16 protein-coding genes are annotated in these 16,550 nt (G+C 71.6%); 5 read left to right on the top strand and 11 right to left on the bottom strand.

The window, feature by feature from the left end:
- The first annotated feature begins 8 nt into the window (after nucleotides 1-8).
- Nucleotides 9-2,999: a bifunctional [glutamine synthetase] adenylyltransferase/[glutamine synthetase]-adenylyl-L-tyrosine phosphorylase gene (locus GXW74_RS08870; protein WP_211846133.1), complete on the top strand. Its 2,991-nt coding sequence runs from the start codon at nucleotides 9-11 to the stop codon at nucleotides 2,997-2,999.
- Nucleotides 2,996-3,463, top strand: coding sequence for a thioredoxin-dependent thiol peroxidase (gene bcp / locus GXW74_RS08865; RefSeq protein ID WP_211846132.1), 468 nt, complete (start codon nucleotides 2,996-2,998; stop codon nucleotides 3,461-3,463). Before GXW74_RS08870 ends, bcp begins: the two co-directional genes overlap by 4 nt.
- Before the next feature lie 121 nt (nucleotides 3,464-3,584).
- Here the strand turns inward: bcp and GXW74_RS08860 are convergent, their stop codons facing one another.
- Nucleotides 3,585-4,142, bottom strand: coding sequence for a hypothetical protein (locus tag GXW74_RS08860; protein WP_211846131.1), 558 nt, complete (start codon nucleotides 4,140-4,142; stop codon nucleotides 3,585-3,587).
- 143 nt (nucleotides 4,143-4,285) lie between these two features.
- Nucleotides 4,286-4,957 carry a J domain-containing protein gene (locus GXW74_RS08855; protein ID WP_211846130.1) on the bottom strand — a complete coding sequence of 224 codons (672 nt, stop codon included), beginning with the start codon at nucleotides 4,955-4,957 and terminating at the stop codon, nucleotides 4,286-4,288.
- Between GXW74_RS08855 and GXW74_RS08850 the strand changes: the two genes are divergently transcribed.
- Together GXW74_RS08850 and GXW74_RS08845 are read left to right on the top strand one after the other, a co-directional pair.
- A complete protein-coding gene (locus GXW74_RS08850) occupies nucleotides 4,950-5,927 on the top strand; it encodes a Bug family tripartite tricarboxylate transporter substrate binding protein (protein ID WP_211846129.1) in 978 nt (325 codons plus the stop codon). The genes GXW74_RS08855 and GXW74_RS08850 overlap by 8 nt on opposite strands.
- A 10-nt stretch (nucleotides 5,928-5,937) precedes the next feature.
- Nucleotides 5,938-7,185 (top strand): CaiB/BaiF CoA transferase family protein, encoded by a 1,248-nt coding sequence (locus GXW74_RS08845; protein WP_211846128.1) that lies wholly within the window; start codon nucleotides 5,938-5,940, stop codon nucleotides 7,183-7,185.
- A 64-nt stretch (nucleotides 7,186-7,249) separates the two neighbouring features.
- Here GXW74_RS08845 and GXW74_RS08840 read toward each other — a convergent pair whose 3' ends face one another.
- Nucleotides 7,250-8,281 (bottom strand): L-idonate 5-dehydrogenase, encoded by a 1,032-nt coding sequence (locus GXW74_RS08840; RefSeq protein WP_211846127.1) that lies wholly within the window; start codon nucleotides 8,279-8,281, stop codon nucleotides 7,250-7,252.
- On the bottom strand, nucleotides 8,281-9,222 hold the full coding sequence (locus GXW74_RS08835) for a 2-hydroxyacid dehydrogenase (RefSeq protein WP_211846126.1): 942 nt from the start codon (nucleotides 9,220-9,222) through the stop codon (nucleotides 8,281-8,283). The genes GXW74_RS08840 and GXW74_RS08835 overlap by 1 nt, the downstream gene beginning before the upstream one ends.
- 155 nt (nucleotides 9,223-9,377) lie before the next feature.
- Here GXW74_RS08835 and GXW74_RS08830 point away from each other — a divergent pair, with 155 nt between their 5' ends.
- On the top strand, nucleotides 9,378-10,145 hold the full coding sequence (locus GXW74_RS08830) for an SDR family oxidoreductase (protein WP_211846125.1): 768 nt from the start codon (nucleotides 9,378-9,380) through the stop codon (nucleotides 10,143-10,145).
- 63 nt (nucleotides 10,146-10,208) lie between these two features.
- Here the strand turns inward: GXW74_RS08830 and GXW74_RS08825 are convergent, their stop codons facing one another.
- From GXW74_RS08825 to GXW74_RS08795, 7 genes are all read right to left on the bottom strand, one after another.
- On the bottom strand, nucleotides 10,209-11,075 hold the full coding sequence (locus GXW74_RS08825) for an HpcH/HpaI aldolase/citrate lyase family protein (RefSeq protein WP_211846124.1): 867 nt from the start codon (nucleotides 11,073-11,075) through the stop codon (nucleotides 10,209-10,211).
- The gene (locus tag GXW74_RS08820; protein ID WP_211846123.1) at nucleotides 11,072-11,974 is read right to left on the bottom strand and encodes a polysaccharide deacetylase family protein; all 903 of its coding nucleotides are present in this window, start codon (nucleotides 11,972-11,974) and stop codon (nucleotides 11,072-11,074) included. The genes GXW74_RS08825 and GXW74_RS08820 overlap by 4 nt, the downstream gene beginning before the upstream one ends.
- A 137-nt stretch (nucleotides 11,975-12,111) precedes the next feature.
- On the bottom strand, nucleotides 12,112-13,017 hold the full coding sequence (locus GXW74_RS08815) for a polysaccharide deacetylase family protein (RefSeq protein WP_211846122.1): 906 nt from the start codon (nucleotides 13,015-13,017) through the stop codon (nucleotides 12,112-12,114).
- 244 nt (nucleotides 13,018-13,261) lie between these two features.
- Complete coding sequence (locus tag GXW74_RS08810) at nucleotides 13,262-14,779, bottom strand: pilus assembly protein TadG-related protein (RefSeq protein WP_211846121.1); 1,518 nt, start codon at nucleotides 14,777-14,779, stop codon at nucleotides 13,262-13,264.
- Nucleotides 14,776-15,348 carry a TadE/TadG family type IV pilus assembly protein gene (locus GXW74_RS08805; protein ID WP_211846120.1) on the bottom strand — a complete coding sequence of 191 codons (573 nt, stop codon included), beginning with the start codon at nucleotides 15,346-15,348 and terminating at the stop codon, nucleotides 14,776-14,778. Before GXW74_RS08805 ends, GXW74_RS08810 begins: the two co-directional genes overlap by 4 nt.
- The gene (locus tag GXW74_RS08800; RefSeq protein WP_211846119.1) at nucleotides 15,326-15,826 is read right to left on the bottom strand and encodes a TadE family protein; all 501 of its coding nucleotides are present in this window, start codon (nucleotides 15,824-15,826) and stop codon (nucleotides 15,326-15,328) included. The genes GXW74_RS08805 and GXW74_RS08800 overlap by 23 nt, the downstream gene beginning before the upstream one ends.
- Nucleotides 15,823-16,545 (bottom strand): tetratricopeptide repeat protein, encoded by a 723-nt coding sequence (locus GXW74_RS08795; RefSeq protein ID WP_211846118.1) that lies wholly within the window; start codon nucleotides 16,543-16,545, stop codon nucleotides 15,823-15,825. Before GXW74_RS08795 ends, GXW74_RS08800 begins: the two co-directional genes overlap by 4 nt.
- Nucleotides 16,546-16,550: the final 5 nt, after the last annotated feature.

Here is a 16,550-nt window from a genome sequence, read left to right as displayed (position 1 = left end):
GCCCGGCCATGCCAGCCTGCTACAACCCCGCGCGCCTGCCGCGCCCCTTCGACCCCGCCGCCGCCGCCCTGGCGCGGGACCATTTCGCGGATCGCGGCGATGCGGAACGGGCCTTCGCCGCCTCGGCCGCCGGCGCCGCGCTGCTCGACGCGCTCGGCGGGCACAGCCCCTACCTGGCGGAGCTCGCCGTGCGCGAATCGGCAGCGCTGCTCGCCCTTGCCGAGCGCGGACCGGACGAGGCCTTCGCCCGCGCACTCGACCCGCTTTCCGCCATCGCCCCGGAAACGCCGCGCCCCGCCCTCGCCGCCTTGCTCCGCCAGGCCAAGCGGCAGGGCGCGCTGGCCGCCGCGGTCGCGGACATCGCGGGCCTCTGGCCGCTCGAACGGGTGACGGGCGCGCTGTCGGACCTCGCCGAGGCCGCGATCGATGCCGCCTGCGCGCATCTGCTGCGGGACGCGGCGGCGCGGGGCGAGATCAGGCTCTCCGGCGCGTCGCGTGCGGATCCGCGCATCGTCGGGCGGAATTCCGGCCTCGTCGTGCTCGGCATGGGCAAGCTCGGCGGGCGCGAACTGAACTACTCGTCCGATGTGGACCTCATGGTGCTCTATGACCCTTCGGTTGCAGCCTACCATGCCGACCGGGCGGGTGCCGTCTATGTCCGCATCGCCCGGGACCTGGTGAAGCTGCTCGAGGAACGGACGTCGGAGGGCTATGTGTTCCGCACCGACCTCCGGCTGCGACCGGATCCCGCGGCGACGCCGCTCGCCGTCTCCATACCCGCGGCCATCACCTACTACGAGAGCCTGGGGCAGAACTGGGAACGCGCGGCCATGATCAAGGCGCGGCCGGTCGGCGCCGACCGTTCCGCCGGCGAGGCCTTCCTGCGCGAGATCCGCCCCTTCGTCTGGCGCCGCCACCTCGATTTCGCCGCCGTCGCCGACATCCATTCCATCAAGCGGCAGATCCACGCCCACAAGGGCGCGAAGGGCGCCCATGCCACCGTGCAGGTGGAAGGCCACGACGTGAAGCTCGGCCGCGGCGGCATCCGCGAGATCGAATTCACCGCCCAGGTGCTGCAGCTCATCTGGGGCGGGCGCGACCCCGGCCTGCGCAACCCGACGACGATCGGCGCGCTGACCGCGCTGGTCGCCGCCGGCAAGATCGACGGGCGGGCGGTGAAGGACCTCTCTGCCGCCTATGTCTTCCTGCGCAACCTCGAGCACCGGCTGCAGATGGTGGCCGACCGCCAGACCCACCGCATGCCGGAGGACGCGGAAGGCGTGGCGCGAATCGCCTCCTTCCTCGGCTTCCCCGATGCTGAGGCCTTCCGCACGGCCTTCACCGAGCACATGGCGAAGGTGGAGCACCACTACGGCCGGATGTTCGAGGCCGAGCCCACCCTGGCCTCCGAGGAGGTGAAGGGCAGCCTGGTCTTCACCGGGGTCGATGACGACCCCGCCACCATCGCGACGCTGCGCGCCATGGGCTACACCAACCCGGCCGGCGTCGCCGCGATGGTGCGCGGCTGGCACCACGGCCATGCGCGGGCGATCCGCAGCGAGCGCGCGCGCGAGCTGCTCACTGCCCTGATGCCGGCGCTGCTCGGCGCCTTCGCGAAGCAGCGCGACCCGGATGCGGCGCTGGCGCGGCTCGACGCCGTCTTCGGACGGCTGGCCGCCGGGGTGCAGGTGCTCAGCCTGCTTGCGCGCAACCCGGCGCTGCTCGACCGGCTGGCGGGGATCCTTGGCGCGGCGCCGCAGCTCGCCGACCACCTCGCGCGCCACACCGCGGCGCTGGAAGGGCTGCTGGTCGGTGCCGGCGGCACGGTGGGCAATGCGGCGAACACCCTGCCGGCGCTGCTCAAGGACGCCCGCCACATCGAGGAAGCCTTCGAGGCGGCGCGCCGCCTGGTGCTCGAAGGCAAGTTCGAGATCGACGCCGCCGCGCTCGAAGGCGTGCTCGACGTCGATGCCGCGGGGGAGGCGCGCAGCGCGCTCGCCGATGCCGCCATCGCCGGGCTGCTGCCGCACATCACCGCCGCCTTCGCCGATCGGCACGGCAAGGTGAAGGGCGGGGCGCTCGCGGTCGTCGCCCTCGGCAAGCTCGGCGGGCGGGAGATGCTGCCGGGATCCGACCTCGACCTGATCCTCATCTACGACCACGCGCCCGGCTCGGAGATGAGCGAGGGCAAGGCGAAGCGCGGCGCGCCCGCGCCGCGGCCGCTCCCGGTCAGCCAGTACTTCACCCGGCTCGCCCATCAGGTGATCGGGGCGATCACCTCCCAGGGGGCGGAGGGCAAGCTCTATGAGGTGGACATGCGGCTGCGGCCGTCCGGATCGAAGGGGCCGGTCGCCGTCTCGCTCTCCTCCTTCCAGCGCTACCATGCGGAGGAGGCCTGGACCTGGGAACGCATGGCGCTGACCCGCGCGCGCGTCGTCGCCGCCCCGCCCGGACTGCGGCGCAAGGTGGAGGCGGCGATCCGCGCCGCGCTGCTGCGCCCGGACGCGGCCGGCAAGGCGATCCCGGACGCCGTCGCGATGCGCGGCCGCATGCTGCGCGACCTGCCCCCCGACGGCCCCTGGGACGTCAAGCTCGGCCGCGGCGGGCTGGTGGAGGTGGAATTCGTCGCCCAGGCGCTGCAACTCGTCCATGCGCCAAGGCAGCCTGGGGTGCTGGCGACGACGACGCGGCTCGCCCTCGCGCGCTTGGCAGAGGCCGGCGTGCTGCCGCCGGAGGAGGCGGCGGCGCTGATCCGCGCCGAACACCTCTGGCGCACCGTCAGCGGCCTGCTGCGCCTGACCGTCGGCCGCTGGACGGAGGAAGCCCTGCCCGAAAGCGTCGCCGCGGCGCTGCTCAATGCCTGCCACCGCCTGGCGCCGGAGGAGGCCGCGGTTGACCTCCCCGGGCTCCAGGCACAGATGGCGGCACGGGCGAACGAGGTCCGCGCCATTTTCGAGCGGCGCCTCGGCCGCCCCGATACCAACGGGGAACGGGAATGAGCGAACTGGCCGAGGGCGACAAGGCGCCCGCCTTCAGGATGAAGGCGAGCGGCGGGCGGGAGGTTTCCTCCGCCGCGCTGAAGGGCAAGCCCTACCTGATATACTTCTATCCCAAGGCCAATACGCCCGGCTGCACCAGGCAGGCCTGCGGCGTGCAGGAAGCGCTGCCGCAACTCGGCAGGATCGGCCTCGAGGTGATCGGCGTCAGCCCCGACGCCATGGCGCCGATCGAGAAGTTCGCGGCGAAGTACGGCCTCGCCTTCCCGCTCGCCTCCGACGAGGACCACAAGGTCGCCGAGGCCTATGGCGTGTGGGTGGAGAAATCCATGTACGGCCGCACCTACATGGGCATGGAGCGGTCGAGCTTCCTGGTCGGCGCCGACGGCAAGATCGCCAGGATCTGGCGCAAGGTGAAGCCTGACGCGCATGCCGCGCAGGTGCTGGAGGCGGCGGCCGCGCTGTAGCGTGCCGCCCCGCGGCGGGTGCCTCGGACGTGCGGCGTTCCGTCGCGCGTCCGGCCGGTCGCCCTACTCGAAATCCGACGGCCCGGGACCGCAGGACGCCATGAAGCCTGGAAACGAGGCTCTACTGGCCGCCCTGTGCGGCGGCGATCTGGCGGAAGATGTCCTCCGCCTCCTTGAAGGTCTCCTCGGCGCGCGACTTCATGACCGGATCGGCGAAGCGGTCCGGGTGGAAGCGCAGCCGGAAGGCACGCCGCGCCGCATCCACCAGCCAGATCGGCGCGGTGTCCGCAAGGTGCACGCGCCGCAGCAGCCCGCCTCCGCGCGGGGGCAGGGCCTCGCTCGCCAGGGCACGTTCGGCGGCGGAGGCACGCGCCTCGGCCTCGCGCATCCGGCGCTCCATCGCCTCGATCCGCGCCTGCAGCGCGGCGATCTTGGATTCGCGCTCGCCGGCACTGAACTCCGCGTTCGGCTCCCCTTCCATCCGCGCGCGGGCGAGAAGCTGTGCGACGCGCCGCGAAGCTGAGGCCGCGATGGCGACGTCGCGGCGGTCGAGCTCCCCCTGGATGAACTCCAGCAGCTCGCAATCCTCGGGATTCGCCTCGGCGAGATCCAGCAGCCGGGCAGAGGGCCAGCTGACGATGGCCTTGCGGTTCTGAGGCGGCACCATTGCCGAGGTCACGAAATGCTCTTCTTTCTCGACGAATTTCTAGATTTTTAACCAAATTCCCCGCGCGACTCCAAGGGCATTCTGGCCGCAAGGCCGCGGCCTGGAGCCTACGGCCCGTCGGCAGGCCGCGGCTTCCCCGTCGGGGCCACGGAATTCTACCGATCGCGCAACTTTTCGATCTCATCGAAGACAGCCTCGGCGCGCTTGAAGACATCCTCCGCGCGGCGCCGACGGGCGAGGTCGGGATGGGTGTCGGGATGGTAGCGCCGGCGGAACGCCCGCCGCACCTCCGCAACCAGCCAGGATGGCGCGTCGGGCGTCAGATAGACGCGGCGATGGGGACCGAGCTCGCCCACGACCTCCGCCGGGCCTGCCGGCCGGGCGGCCAGCGCCGCCTCGCTTTCCTGGAGCCTGGCGCGCAGCAGGGCGATTTCGGCGGCGGCAGCGGCGAGCAGCGACCGCAATTCGGCCTGCGGGGCATCAGCGCCGGCCGACCCCGCTGCGCCGTCGAGCATGCGTTCGAGCCGCGCGCGCAGCGCCTTGGCGCGCGGACCGGGGCGCAATGTGACCTCCGCCAGCAACCCGGCAAGCACCTTGCGGTTGCCCGCGTGCAGCGCCGCCTGTTCGGCGAGTTGCTCGATCGGCCATTCGCGGAATGGCCTGTCTGTTTCCATCGCTGCCGGACCCTCCTGGCCCCACCGGCCAATCTGGCGCGGAGTGGTTAATCCGCCGCTGATCGCCGCCGATGGCGACAGCCGGCTTTCTGACCCGGCGCCGATGCGCGAGACTGCGCGCAGCGACGAAACGGGAGAGATGTCCATGGCCATGCGGATCACATTCGGGCGGCGTGCGCTGCTCGCGGGCGGGGCCGCGGCGCTGGCGGCGCCGGCAGCGCGAGCGCAGGCGCCCTGGCCGAACCGGCCGGTGCGCATCGTCGTGCCCTTCCCCCCGGGCGGCTCGAACGACGTGGTGGCCCGGCCGGTCGCCGAACGGCTGCAGCAGCGCCTCGGCCAGCCGGTGGTGATCGAGAACCGCGCCGGCGCCGGCGGGGCGATCGGCGCCGGCGCCGTCGCGCAGTCGCCGGCGGATGGCTACACGCTGATGGTCTCCTCCTCATCCTTCGCGACGACCTCGATCGCGCAGCGCGTGCCCTGGGGCGTGCTGGAGAACTTCACCCCGGTCGCGCTGCTCGCGCGCTCGCCCTTCATCGTCATCGTCAACAACGACTTCCCCGCGCGCAGCGTGCAGGACCTGGTCCGCATCGCGCAGGAACGGCCCGGGACGATCGACTACGCGACCTCCGGCCCGGGGGGGATCAACCACTTCGTCACCGAGTACTTCTCCCAGGTGACGGGGGCGCGGATGAACCATGTGCCCTATCGCGGCACCGGGCCGGCGGTGACGGACCTCGTCGCGGGGCATGTGCAGCTCATGATCACCACCATGCCCAGCGCCGCCGGCGTGGTGCGCGACAATCGCGTGCGGCTGCTGGCCTACACCGCGCCAGGCGCGCCGGCCGGGGCGCGGCCGGCGCCGCTCGTGAAGGATCTCGGCATCGACTACGAGACCAGCATCTGGTGGGGGATGTTCGCGCCGAAGGACCTGCCGGCACCGATCGTGGAACGCCTGAACGCCGAGGTGAACGCCGCGCTGCGCGACCCCGCCCTGGCGCGGCTCTTCGAGGGCGAGGGCGCCGTCCCCTCTCCCGCCACCCGGGCGGAGTTCACCGACCTGCTGCGCACGGACATCGCGCGTTGGCGCGAGGTGGCGCAATACGCGAACATCCGCGTCGAGTGAGGGCGAGGACATGCCGGAGATCCACCGCAAGCAATTCGACCCCGCCGCGCGCGGCGCCATGGACGGCGTGCGGGTGGTGGATCTCTCGCGCCTCGTCGCGGGCAATGTGCTGACCAAGGTCTTCTCCGACCACGGCGCCGAGGTGGTGAAGGTCGAACCGCCCGAGGGCGACACGCTGCGCGCCTGGCGCGTCGGCGGCGTCGAGACCTCCTGGAAGACGATCTGCCGCAACAAGAAGTCGGTCTGCCTCGACCTCAGGCGGCCCGAGGGTGTCGCGGCCGTGAAGGCGCTCGCGAAGGACGCCGCGATGCTCGTCGAATCCTTCCGGCCCGGCGTGCTGGAGGCGATGGGCCTCGACCCCGCCGGACTGCTGGCGGCAAACCCGGCGCTGGTGGTCGTGCGCATCTCCGGCTGGGGGCAGGACGGGCCGTACCGCCACAAGCCCGGCTTCGGCACGCTGGTGGAAGGCTATTCCGGCTTCGCCGCGGTGAACGGCTTCGACGACCGCGAGCCGGTGCTGCCGCCGATGTTCATGGGCGATGCCTATGCCGGGCTCTACGGCGCCTCGGTCGCGATGATCGCGCTGCGCCACGCGGAGGCGGGCGGCGGCGGGCAGGTGCTGGACGTATCCCTGTTCGAACCGCTGTTCAGCGTGATGGAGCCCCAGGTGGCGAACTGGCGGATCACGCACAGGCGCAAACCGCGCACGGGCAGCCGCTCCACCAATACCTCGCCGCGGAACGCGTACCGCACCAGGGATGGCGGCTGGGTCTGCCTGTCGGCCTCCACGCAAGGCATGACGGAGAAGCTGTTCCGCTCCATCGGGCGGGAGGACCTGCTCGGCGATCCGCGCTTCGCGAACAATCCGGCGCGGCTGCAGCACTGGCAGGAACTCGACGCCATCATCGGCGGCTGGATCGCCGAGCGGACGCTCGAGGAGAACGTCGCGCATTTCGACAAGGCCGGCGTGACCATCGGGCCGATCATGGATACCGAGATGCTGGAGCGCGACCGCTACGCCATCGAGCGCGAGGCACTGATCGAAGTGCCGGACGAGGACATGCCGGGCGGCTGGCTGCCGATGCACGGGATGGTGCCGCGGCTCTCCGGCACGCCGGGAATCCTCGCGCGGCCGGCGCCGCGCATCGGCGAACACAATGAGGAGATCCTGGGGCCGCTGCTCGGCAGGGGCGAGGTCGCGCGGTTGAAGGCCGCGGGGGTCATCCGCGAGGCGGCGCCGAGGACGGCCGCGGAGTAGCCGGGGGCGCCGCCCCCGGTCCCCCGCCGGGGAGGCGACGGCCTCCCCGGACCCCGCGGGGACGTCAAAAGGACAGTTGCACCTTCATGGCGCGGGAGCGGTCGGCGGCGAGGTCGAAGGCGTCGCGCGCGCGCTCCACCGGGAATTGGGCGGTCAGCAGGGGCGCGACATCCACGGCACGACGGGCCAGCATCTCGACCGCCAGCGCGAATTCCTCGTGGAAGCGGAAGGTGCCGCGCCAGGTGATCTCCTTCGCGGCGAGCACCGAGAGCGGCACCGCCGCATCGCCGCCGACGCCGATCTGCACGATGGTCCCGCGCGGCCGCAGCACGGGCAGGATGCCGAGCAGGGCGGCGGGGCTGCCGGAGGCCTCGAAGGCCACGTCGAACCAGCCCTTGCGCGCGGCATAGGGCGCCAGCGCACCGGCCGCGCCGCCGACCGCGACGAAGCGATCCGCGCCCATCCTCCGCGCCACCCCTTCCGGCGCCGCCGAGAGGTCCGTCGCCACGATCTCCCGCGCGCCGGCCAACCGGGCCGCGGCGATGGTCAGCGCGCCGATCGGGCCGGCCCCCGTCACCAGCACGCGGCGGCCCAGCAGCGGCCCCGCCTGGCGCACCGCATGCAGGCAGACGGAGAGCGGTTCGGCGAAGGCGGCCGTGGCGATATCCAGCCCCTCCGGCAGCGGGACCGCCTGCGCGGCCTCGCAGACCAGGGCCTCGCGGAAGCCGCCATCGACATGAGGATCGCGCATTGCGCTGCCGTAGAAGCGCATCTCCAGGCAGTGCTGCTGTTCTCCCGCCTGGCAATAGAGGCACGCGCCGCAGGGCAACGAAGGATTCACCGCCACCGCCTGCCCCGGCGCGATCCCCGTCACGCCGGCGCCGACGGCATCCACCAGCCCGGCCACCTCATGCCCCAGTACCATCGGGTGCTTCACCCGCACCGTGCCGAAGCCGCCATGCTGGTAGTAGTGCAGGTCCGACCCGCAGATGCCGCCGGCGCGGACGGCAACGCGCACCTGGCCCGGGCCCGGATCGGCGACGGCGCGATCCTCGACGCGAAGATCGTGCGGCGGATGGATGACGACGGCGCGCATCACGCCACCGGCGTCGGCAGCGGGCGGCCGTCGAAATGGGCCTCCAGGTTCTCGCGCATCAGCGCGCCCATGGCCTTGCGTGTCTCCACCGTGCCGGAGGCCTGGTGCGGGGACAGCACGACATTCGGGAAGGTCGCGAAGACCGGGTCGATGGCAGGCTCGTTGTGGAACACGTCGAGCCCCGCCGCCGCGATCCGGCCGGAGCGGATGGCGGCGATCAATGCCGCCTCATCCACCACCGACCCGCGCGAGACATTGATGAAGATGCTGCCGGGGTTGAGCGCCTCGATCGCCGCGCGGTCCACGAGCCCCGCCGTCGCCGCGCCTCCGGCGGCCGAGACGATGAAGATCTCCGCATGCGGCGCGAGCGCGGCAGGATCGGGATGGAAGGCGTAGGGCAATTCCTTCCTGGTCCGGCCGCTGTAGGCGATCGACATGCCAAAGCCTTCCGCCCGCCGCGCGATGGCCCGCCCGATGCGCCCCAGCCCGACGATGCCAAGCCGCTTGCCCCAGACCCGCGTCGCGAGGCGCATCGGCCCCTGCCGCGCCCAGGTGCCGGAGCGGACATAGGCGTCGCCCTCCGGAATCGCCCGCGCCGTCGCCAGCAGCAGGGCGAAGGCCATGTCGGCCACGTCCTCGGTCAGCACATCGGGCGTGTTGGTCACGGCAACGCGGCGCGCGCGGGCCGCCGCAAGGTCTATGGCGTCCACGCCGACGCCATAGCAGGCGATGATCCTCGCCTCCGGGCAGGCATCCATCATCGCCGCGTCGGCGCCGAGCTCGCCCTTGGTCGCGATGGCGCGGACCGACGGCCCGTGCTGCGCGAGGAAGGCGGCGCGGTCGGATGCCTCATAGAGCAGGTGCAGCGTGAAGCGGCGCGCGAGCGCCTGCAGGTCCCAATCGGGCAGCACGCCCACCACCAGGAGCCCCGGCTTGTCCATGCGTGTGCCTCCCCCCTAGAGCAGATCCCGATCAGGTGAAATCATCTGATCGGGTAAAGATGCTCGCCAAAACAATGGCTGGAGCGGTTGCCGTGGGCCAAGGCGAACGGAAACCGCTCCTGCCTTTGATGGCGATCTTACAGGGGGAGACGCCGATGTCGCGTGCGCTGTTCGACCTGACCGGGCGGCTCGCCCTGGTGACCGGATCCAGCCAGGGGATCGGCTACGCCCTGGCCAGGGGACTGGCCGAGGCGGGGGCAGTCGTGGTGCTGAACGGCCGCGATCCGACGAAGCTCGTCGCCGCCCAGGCAAGGTTGGCCGAGGTGGGCATCGCGTCCGAGACCGCCGCCTTCGACGTGACAGACCCCAAGGCCGTGGAGGCCGGCATTGCGGCGATCGAGGCCGCCCACGGCCCGCTGCACATCCTGGTGGCGAATGCCGGCATCATGCGCCGCATGCCGTCCGTCGAGATGCCGCCCGAGACCTGGCGGGAGGTGCTGGCCACCAACCTCGACGGCGTCTGGTACTGCTGCCAGGCGGCGGGAAAGCGGATGGTCGCGCGCGGCAAGGGCAAGATCGTCACGATCTGCTCCGTGCAGAGCGAGCTCGGCCGGCCGACCATCGCGCCCTATGCGGCCAGCAAGGGCGCGCTGCGGATGCTGACGCGCACGCTGTGTGCCGAATGGGCGAGGCATGGAGTGAACGTGAACGGCGTGGCGCCAGGCTACTACGACACCGAGTTGACGGGCGCGCTGGTGAACAATGCCGAGTTCACCGACTGGCTCTGCAAACGCGTGCCCGCCGGCCGCTGGGGCAAGGTGGAGGAGCTGGTGGGTGCCACGGTCTTTCTCGCCGCGCCGGCGTCGGACTTCGTCCATGGCCATCTGCTGTACGTCGATGGCGGCATGACGGCCGTGGTGTGAGGGGGTTCCAAGGGCCCTTCCGCCCTTGGTGGGGGAGCGCGAGGGGCGAAGCCTCCTCATGGGTTAGCCCGCCCGCGCGATCAGCTTGCGCGCGCGGTCGACGATCGGCTTGTCGATCATGTTGCCTTCGAAGGCGACCGCCCCCTTCCCTTCTGTCAGCGCCGCCTCGAAGGCCGCGACCAGTCGCTTCGCGCGCTCCACTTCTTCTGGCCGGGCGCCGTATTCCTCGTTGATGATCGGCACCTGGGAAGGATGCACGCAGGACGCGCAGGCAAAGCCGATGGCGCGCGACCGCCGCAGCATGGCGCGGTAGCCGTCGAGGTCGTTCAGCCCCGCTACCGTCCCGATGAAGCCGAGCGGCAGCACGCCAGCCGCCCGCGCCGCCACCAGCCCCATGCGCTTGGGCAGGTCCAGCGCATCCGGGGTCGGCTCCGCGCCGAGGTCCGTCGCCAGGTCCTCCCCACCCACGCCAAGCGCCACCACGCGCGGATCGGCCCCGGCGATGGCTTGCGCGTGGGCGAGCGCTGGCGCGTCCTCCACGAGCACGACGAAGCGGACGGACCCGATCGGGCGCCCGGCCTCGGCTTCCGATTCCGCCGTCAGTTCGGACAGCAACCGCACATGGTCCGCGCCCATCATCTTGGTGCAGATCAGTGCATCCGCCCCGGCGGCGACCGCGGCGGCGATGTCCTGCACCGCCATGCGCAGCGGGCGGTTGATGCGCACCAGCACATCGGCGCCGTTCCGCCGCACGCTGGCGACGGAGGCCGGCAATCCCGCACGCGCCGCCGCCTTGGCATCCGGCGCGACACCATCCTCGAGGTCCAGGATCACCGCATCCGCGCCGCGCTCATGCGCCTTCGCGACGAACTTCTCCGCGCTCGCCGGGACGTAGAGCAGCGAACGCCAGGTCGGGAGGTCACGCGTCATTTGGGCGGATGTTCCTTGCGCCAGTGGCGGGCGATGTCCACGCGGCGCATCACCGCGACGCGCGGGTGGTTGGCGATCCAGTCGAGCAGTTTCGCCAGGCCCATGGCGCGCCCCGGATGCGCGATGATGCGGTTGTGCAGGCCGAAGGAGAGCATGCGCGGCGGGTCCTCCCGCAGCACGCATTCGATCGCGTCGCGCATGTAGTCGAAGTATTCCGTGCCGGAAGTCATGCCCATGCGCGGAAACCGCACGTCGTTGTGCACCAGCGAATAGGGCACCACAAGCACGTCGCGCCCCGCGCACTTCACCCAATACGGGATCTCGTCGTCATAGGCGTCGCTGTCGTATTCGTAGCCGGCTTCCAGCAGCAGGCGGCGCGTGTGCAGAGACGGCGCGTAGCGGGTGTACCAGCCGGCGGGCCGTTCGCCGATGCAGCGCGCGATCAGCGCGGTGGCGTCCGAGATTCGCTGACGTTCCGTCGCCTCGTCGAAGGCGTTGTGCATCTCCCACCGCAAGCCGTGGGCGGCCACGTCCCAGCCGGCCTCGCGCATCGCGGCACAGGCTTCCGGGTTCCGTTCCAGCGCGCGGGCCACGGCAAAGACGGTGCAGGGAAGGCCGCGCTTCGTGAAGATGCGGTGCAGACGCCAGAAGCCGGCACGGCTGCCATAGGCGAACATGGATTCCGCCGCGAGGTCGCGGCCCTTCACGGGCGCGGTGCTGCCCTCGGTCAGTGCATTCTCGCTGTTGGGGTCGCCATCGGGCACGGCGGCCTCACCGCCCTCCTCGTAGTTGATCACGAAGTTGCAGACGACATGCGCGCCACCCGGCCAGCGCGGGTCGGGCGGGTTCCGGCCGTAGCCGGCGAAGTCGCGGGTGCGGCCGGCTTCCTCGTCGAGCACGGCAATCCGGTCCGGGCCTGCGGTGCCCGGCGTCAGTGCCCTCGGGTCATCGGAGCGGCCCGTGGTCTGGTGGTGCCGATTCGGATCTCCGATGCTCGGCGTCCGTGACGCCTGCGCCCTCCGATCATCGGACCCGCTCACGGCAGCATCTCCGATCCCGGCACGACCCCCTTCGGCAGGGTGGCGGCATAGCGCGCCAACGCGCCTGGCCGCGTCACCCACAGTCGCTCCCGATGCGACAGGATGTGCCGCAGCGCATTCCGCAGCGCCCGCAGGCGGAACGGCTGGCCGACGATGAAGGGGTGCAGCACAACCGAGCACACCAGCGGCCGCCTGCGCGACTGTTCCAGCATCTCGTCGAACTGGTCGACGATCATCTCGGCGAATTGCCGACCGGTGTGCTGCCGAAAGACCTGCGCCGGGCTGTCGTTCAGCTCGATCGAATAGGGAACCGACAGTATAGGCCCGGCACGCGTCGTCATCCAGAAGGGCTGGTCGTCCGCCGGCCAGTCCATCACGTAGGAGAAGCCTTCCTCCTTCAGCAGATCGAGCGTTACCGCCGACTGCGCGATGTAGGGCCCGAGCCAGCCCTGCGGCGCCACGCCGGCATGGCGGATGATGGCGTCGCGGCTTTCGGCGATCAGGCGGCGCTCATCCTCCTCCCACAGGATGTCCTGGCGCTCGGCGTTGGTGCGGCCGTGGCCGATGAACTCATCGCCGCGCACCTTCAGCGCCGGGGCGATCTCCGGGCAGGCATCGAGCACCGCGCCGTTGACGTTGTGGGCACAGGGGATGCCGAGCTCGTCCAGCATGTCGAGCATGTTCCACAGACCGACGCGGTTGCCATAGTCGCGCCAGGCGTAGTTGCGCTGGTTCTGCACCGCCGGCCCGCCGGTGCTGTCGGACCCGAGGCCCCCGCGATAGGCGAAGGCCTCGATGTTGTTGCACACCACGAGCGCGAGCCGCGTGCCGTTCGGCCATTCATAGGGGGGCCGCTGCGGAATGGCACTATGGGCGTAGCGCCCGTGGCCCGGCAGTTTCATCGCGCTCTCCCCTCCTGGCGGAGCGCGACGCTAGGCCCGGGTCGCGAAGGCCGTCAACGCGCGGAGGGCGGCCGTCCGGGCCGATCGCGGCCTGGCGCACCACCGCTGCACGGCGACCGAATTCCGCGCTCGGGAAGGCGTCGATCCCGACGGGCAACATCCGCAACGGCCTGTCGCCGATCGCCACCCGCCGATCTGCGGTGCGCCCGGCGCCCTGTGAAATCCCGCATCGCGGCGCACGGCATCAGCGCACGAGGCGGAGATTGGCGAGCTGCCCCGCGATCTCCCGGAAGGCGGCCTGCAGCGCAGCGGCATCCGGACTGTTGAAGTAGTATTCCGGCTGTGTCGCGCAGCTCCGGTAGAGATCCTGCGTCGAGCTGGAGGAGACATTGAAGGTGATGGTGTAGAGTATCACGCCGGTCGCCTTGATGCGGGTGCACAGTCGCGCCATGCGGGCGCTGATCTCGTTGCGCGCATTTGCGTTGCTGATGCTGGACAGCCCCAGCCGATTCTCCCGCAAGCGGCCATAGGCGGTCATGTCGGCGTCGCCGTCACTGACGTAGCTGCTGCGGCAGGGCGCGTTGCTGCCGCTGGTGCGGCAGGCGCCGGGCGCGCCCTCCGGCCAGTCGTACCATTCGTTGTTGCCGTCGGTCATCAGGACCAGGACCTTGTCCATGTACGGTGTGTCGTAGTCCTGCGGCAGGCCCGCCGTGCCCCACAAACCCTGCCAGCGCGGCGACAGTGTCGCCCAGCCCATCTGCAGGCCGAGATTGGCCATGGTACCGCCGCGATGCGTCGCGCGGAGATTGGCGATCTCGTTCAGCACGATGCTGCGCTGTGCCGTCAGCGGCAGGATGGCGCGCCCGCAGCCGAGATTCGGCCCCTTGGCGTTGTTGCCGAGGCTGTTCTGCGCGGAATCGCTGGGCGGGTTCTCCGGATTGGGCTCGGTGATGGTGCTGTTGGTCCACTCGTTGTCGCCGCGGTTCGGGCTGTAGCGGCCATAGGTGGACGGCCACAGAAACGGCCGGAAAGGCGCAGCGGTCGGTGGCGTGTCGGTCTCGTCCTCCCCATTGTCCGATCGCGCCTGCACGCAGCCGCGCCAGACGGTGCTGCCATAGGCGGAGGCATTGAGGCTGCCCGAAGCGAGCCAGGCCGTGCGCCCCCGCCCGAGATTCACCATCGAGGTATAGGGCACCACCGAGACCCAGAAATTCGGCACCGTCTCGTTCGGCCCGTAGAGGATGTTGACGAGCTCGGCCGCGGAATCCCGCAGCGCCGTCATCTGCGTGCCCGCCATCGAGCCGGTGACGTCGAGCACCAGCGCCAGCTCCATGCCGCGGTCCTGCCGCCGCGCCGCCTGATCGACGCTGGCGACCAGCACGTTCTGGCCGAACAGGCGCAGCACGGTGGTGGGCAGCGCGGCGCGGACATGCACGCGCACCATGCGGCTCGTCTCATCGACCGAAATGGTGAAGGAGGTGACCTCGGCACCGAGATAGCCGGTAGTCTGCCCCGCCGCCTCGCGGGTGAAATTCGCCCAGAACCAGCGCTGGATCTGGACGTCGCGATCGAGCTCGTTGATCACTCGCGCACCCGCCAGCGCGGCGGCGTCCACCGCCGTCACCAAGCGCGAATGCAGCAGGTAGAGCCGCGTCAGGTCGATCGCCGCGCCGGCCATGGCCAGCAGTGGGATGGCGGCTAGCCCGGCCAGCATGGCAACGGCGCCGCGGCGGTCCCGCAGCAGGCGGCGCAACCTCGTCATGGCGCGGAGACCCGCAGGATCGAAACCATGCGCGGCCGCTGCAGGGCGAAGGACTGCAGGCGGGTGAAGGGCTCGCCCGCGAGGAACCGCCCGGACAGCAGCCAGGGCTCGCGGACGTAGAATACCTCCGTCACCACCGCGCCCTGCCCGACGGCGAGGGAGAGATCCGCGGAACCGCGCGGAATGGTGGCGCTCCCGCCCTGCGCGCCGAAGGTACTGGCATAGCCGGAGGACCCGGCCCGCCGCTGCCACAGCACGACGGGCCCCGAGCCCTGATTGGCAAGTCCGGAGATCACCACCACCCCGTCCGTATCCGTCACCCGGTAGGGTGCGGCGATGCGGGCGGCGAGATCGAACAGCGTCGCGAAATCCGCCTCCCGCAGGACCTGGTACTGGGCGACGACGTTCGCGGTCTCCCCGGCCGTGCGCTCCAGACGGAGCGAAACGCGCAGGAAATCCACCACGTCAAGCACCGCGAGGCCAAGCAGCGCCAGGATCGGCGCGACGAGCGTGAACTCGAGCGCCACCGAACCGCGCCGGCGGCGGTCAGCCGGGCGGAAAGGGCTCATTGCGCACGATCATCCGCGAGCGGTGTTCGAGCGAGGATCGCCCGAGCATCAGCGCCGGCACCGGCGTGAGGAAGGGTTGCTGGTAGCTGAGGTCGTAGAGCACCGTCTGCCCGGCCTCGCCCGCGCCCGCCTGTGCCGCGCCTGGCGTGCCGAGAGCGGCCGGGCCGGCATAGGCGGCGACGGTGATGCTCAGCCGGTCCTGGTGCAGGACGTGGGGGCCGTAATGCAGGACGATGCGGCGCACCGCTTCTTCCCGCGTCGCCGGCGCCGGCGGTGGCAGCCAGTCCGGCGCGGCCGCGCCGGTGGCGCCGAAGCGGCTCGCCTCCCGCGCGCCGACGTCGAGCGTCGCGGCGGTCAGCGCCTGCCAGGCGCCTTCCAGCACCGTCATCATCAGCGCCAGCAGCATCGGCCCCGTCAGCGCGAATTCCAGTACGATCGCGCCGCGCCGGCACCGGCGCGCCCGCCGCGGGCGCGTCATGACCCCGCCAGCGCGGCGCGCCAGGCGGCTGCCGCGTCCCGGCTGTCCTCCCCGAGTTCGGGGGCCATCATCTCCGCCGCGCGCGGCGCATCCCCCGCAGCGGCATAGGCGAGGGCGAGGTTGTGCCGCTGGCGCGGCGTCGCCTGCGGCGCGCGCGCCACCGTCTCCAGCATGCGGACGGCCTCCTGCCCATGACCCGAAAGCGTCAGCGACAGCGCCAGGTTGGTCCGCGCCCCGGCATGGGCCGGGTCGAGCGCGAGTGCCGCGCGATAGGCCGCCTGCGCCTCCTCGTGGCGCCCCTGGAGATCGAGGGTGACGCCGAGGCCGCTCTGCGCCCCGGGCTCCCGCGGCAGGGCGGCGATCGCCTCGCGGAAGGAGGCCTCCGCGCCGGCGACGTCGCCGCCGCGCAATCGAGCCCGGCCAAGCCCGAGCCGCGCCAGTCGCGAGGTTCCGTCGGCGCGCACCGCGCGGTCATAGGCCTGAACCGCTTCCTGCCAGCGCCCCGCCTCGGCGAGCATCTCGGCATGGCGAAGCTGCGCCGCCGCGTCGCCCGGGTTCTCGGCGGCGAGGGTGCCGGCGATGCCGATCGCCGCGCCGGGATTGCCGGTGGCCAGCGCGGCGCTGGCGACGCGCAGCCGCTGATCGGGTTCAGCCTGGCCCGCGCTGCCGCAGGCGGCGAGGAGCCCGGCGAGGAGGACGGAAGGCAGGGTCTTGCGCATGGGGC

The sequence above is a fragment of the Neoroseomonas eburnea genome, assembly GCF_018129005.1.
Classification (GTDB): domain Bacteria; phylum Pseudomonadota; class Alphaproteobacteria; order Acetobacterales; family Acetobacteraceae; genus Neoroseomonas; species Neoroseomonas eburnea.
This window is presented reverse-complemented; position numbering and strand designations above follow the sequence as displayed.

What these genes read in the sequence shown, in the direction of transcription:
- GXW74_RS08870 (WP_211846133.1), top strand. Translation starts at nt 9, where the DNA reads ATGCCAGCCTGCTACAACCCCGCGCGCCTGCCGCGCCCCTTCGACCCC.
- bcp (WP_211846132.1), top strand. Translation starts at nt 2,996, where the DNA reads ATGAGCGAACTGGCCGAGGGCGACAAGGCGCCCGCCTTCAGGATGAAG.
- GXW74_RS08850 (WP_211846129.1), top strand. Translation starts at nt 4,950, where the DNA reads ATGGCCATGCGGATCACATTCGGGCGGCGTGCGCTGCTCGCGGGCGGG.
- GXW74_RS08855 (WP_211846130.1), bottom strand. Translation starts at nt 4,957, where the DNA reads ATGGCCATGGACATCTCTCCCGTTTCGTCGCTGCGCGCAGTCTCGCGC.
- GXW74_RS08845 (WP_211846128.1), top strand. Translation starts at nt 5,938, where the DNA reads ATGCCGGAGATCCACCGCAAGCAATTCGACCCCGCCGCGCGCGGCGCC.
- GXW74_RS08840 (WP_211846127.1), bottom strand. Translation starts at nt 8,281, where the DNA reads ATGCGCGCCGTCGTCATCCATCCGCCGCACGATCTTCGCGTCGAGGAT.
- GXW74_RS08835 (WP_211846126.1), bottom strand. Translation starts at nt 9,222, where the DNA reads ATGGACAAGCCGGGGCTCCTGGTGGTGGGCGTGCTGCCCGATTGGGAC.
- GXW74_RS08830 (WP_211846125.1), top strand. Translation starts at nt 9,378, where the DNA reads ATGTCGCGTGCGCTGTTCGACCTGACCGGGCGGCTCGCCCTGGTGACC.
- GXW74_RS08825 (WP_211846124.1), bottom strand. Translation starts at nt 11,075, where the DNA reads ATGACGCGTGACCTCCCGACCTGGCGTTCGCTGCTCTACGTCCCGGCG.
- GXW74_RS08815 (WP_211846122.1), bottom strand. Translation starts at nt 13,017, where the DNA reads ATGAAACTGCCGGGCCACGGGCGCTACGCCCATAGTGCCATTCCGCAG.
- GXW74_RS08810 (WP_211846121.1), bottom strand. Translation starts at nt 14,779, where the DNA reads ATGACGAGGTTGCGCCGCCTGCTGCGGGACCGCCGCGGCGCCGTTGCC.
- GXW74_RS08805 (WP_211846120.1), bottom strand. Translation starts at nt 15,348, where the DNA reads ATGAGCCCTTTCCGCCCGGCTGACCGCCGCCGGCGCGGTTCGGTGGCG.
- GXW74_RS08800 (WP_211846119.1), bottom strand. Translation starts at nt 15,826, where the DNA reads ATGACGCGCCCGCGGCGGGCGCGCCGGTGCCGGCGCGGCGCGATCGTA.
- GXW74_RS08795 (WP_211846118.1), bottom strand. Translation starts at nt 16,545, where the DNA reads ATGCGCAAGACCCTGCCTTCCGTCCTCCTCGCCGGGCTCCTCGCCGCC.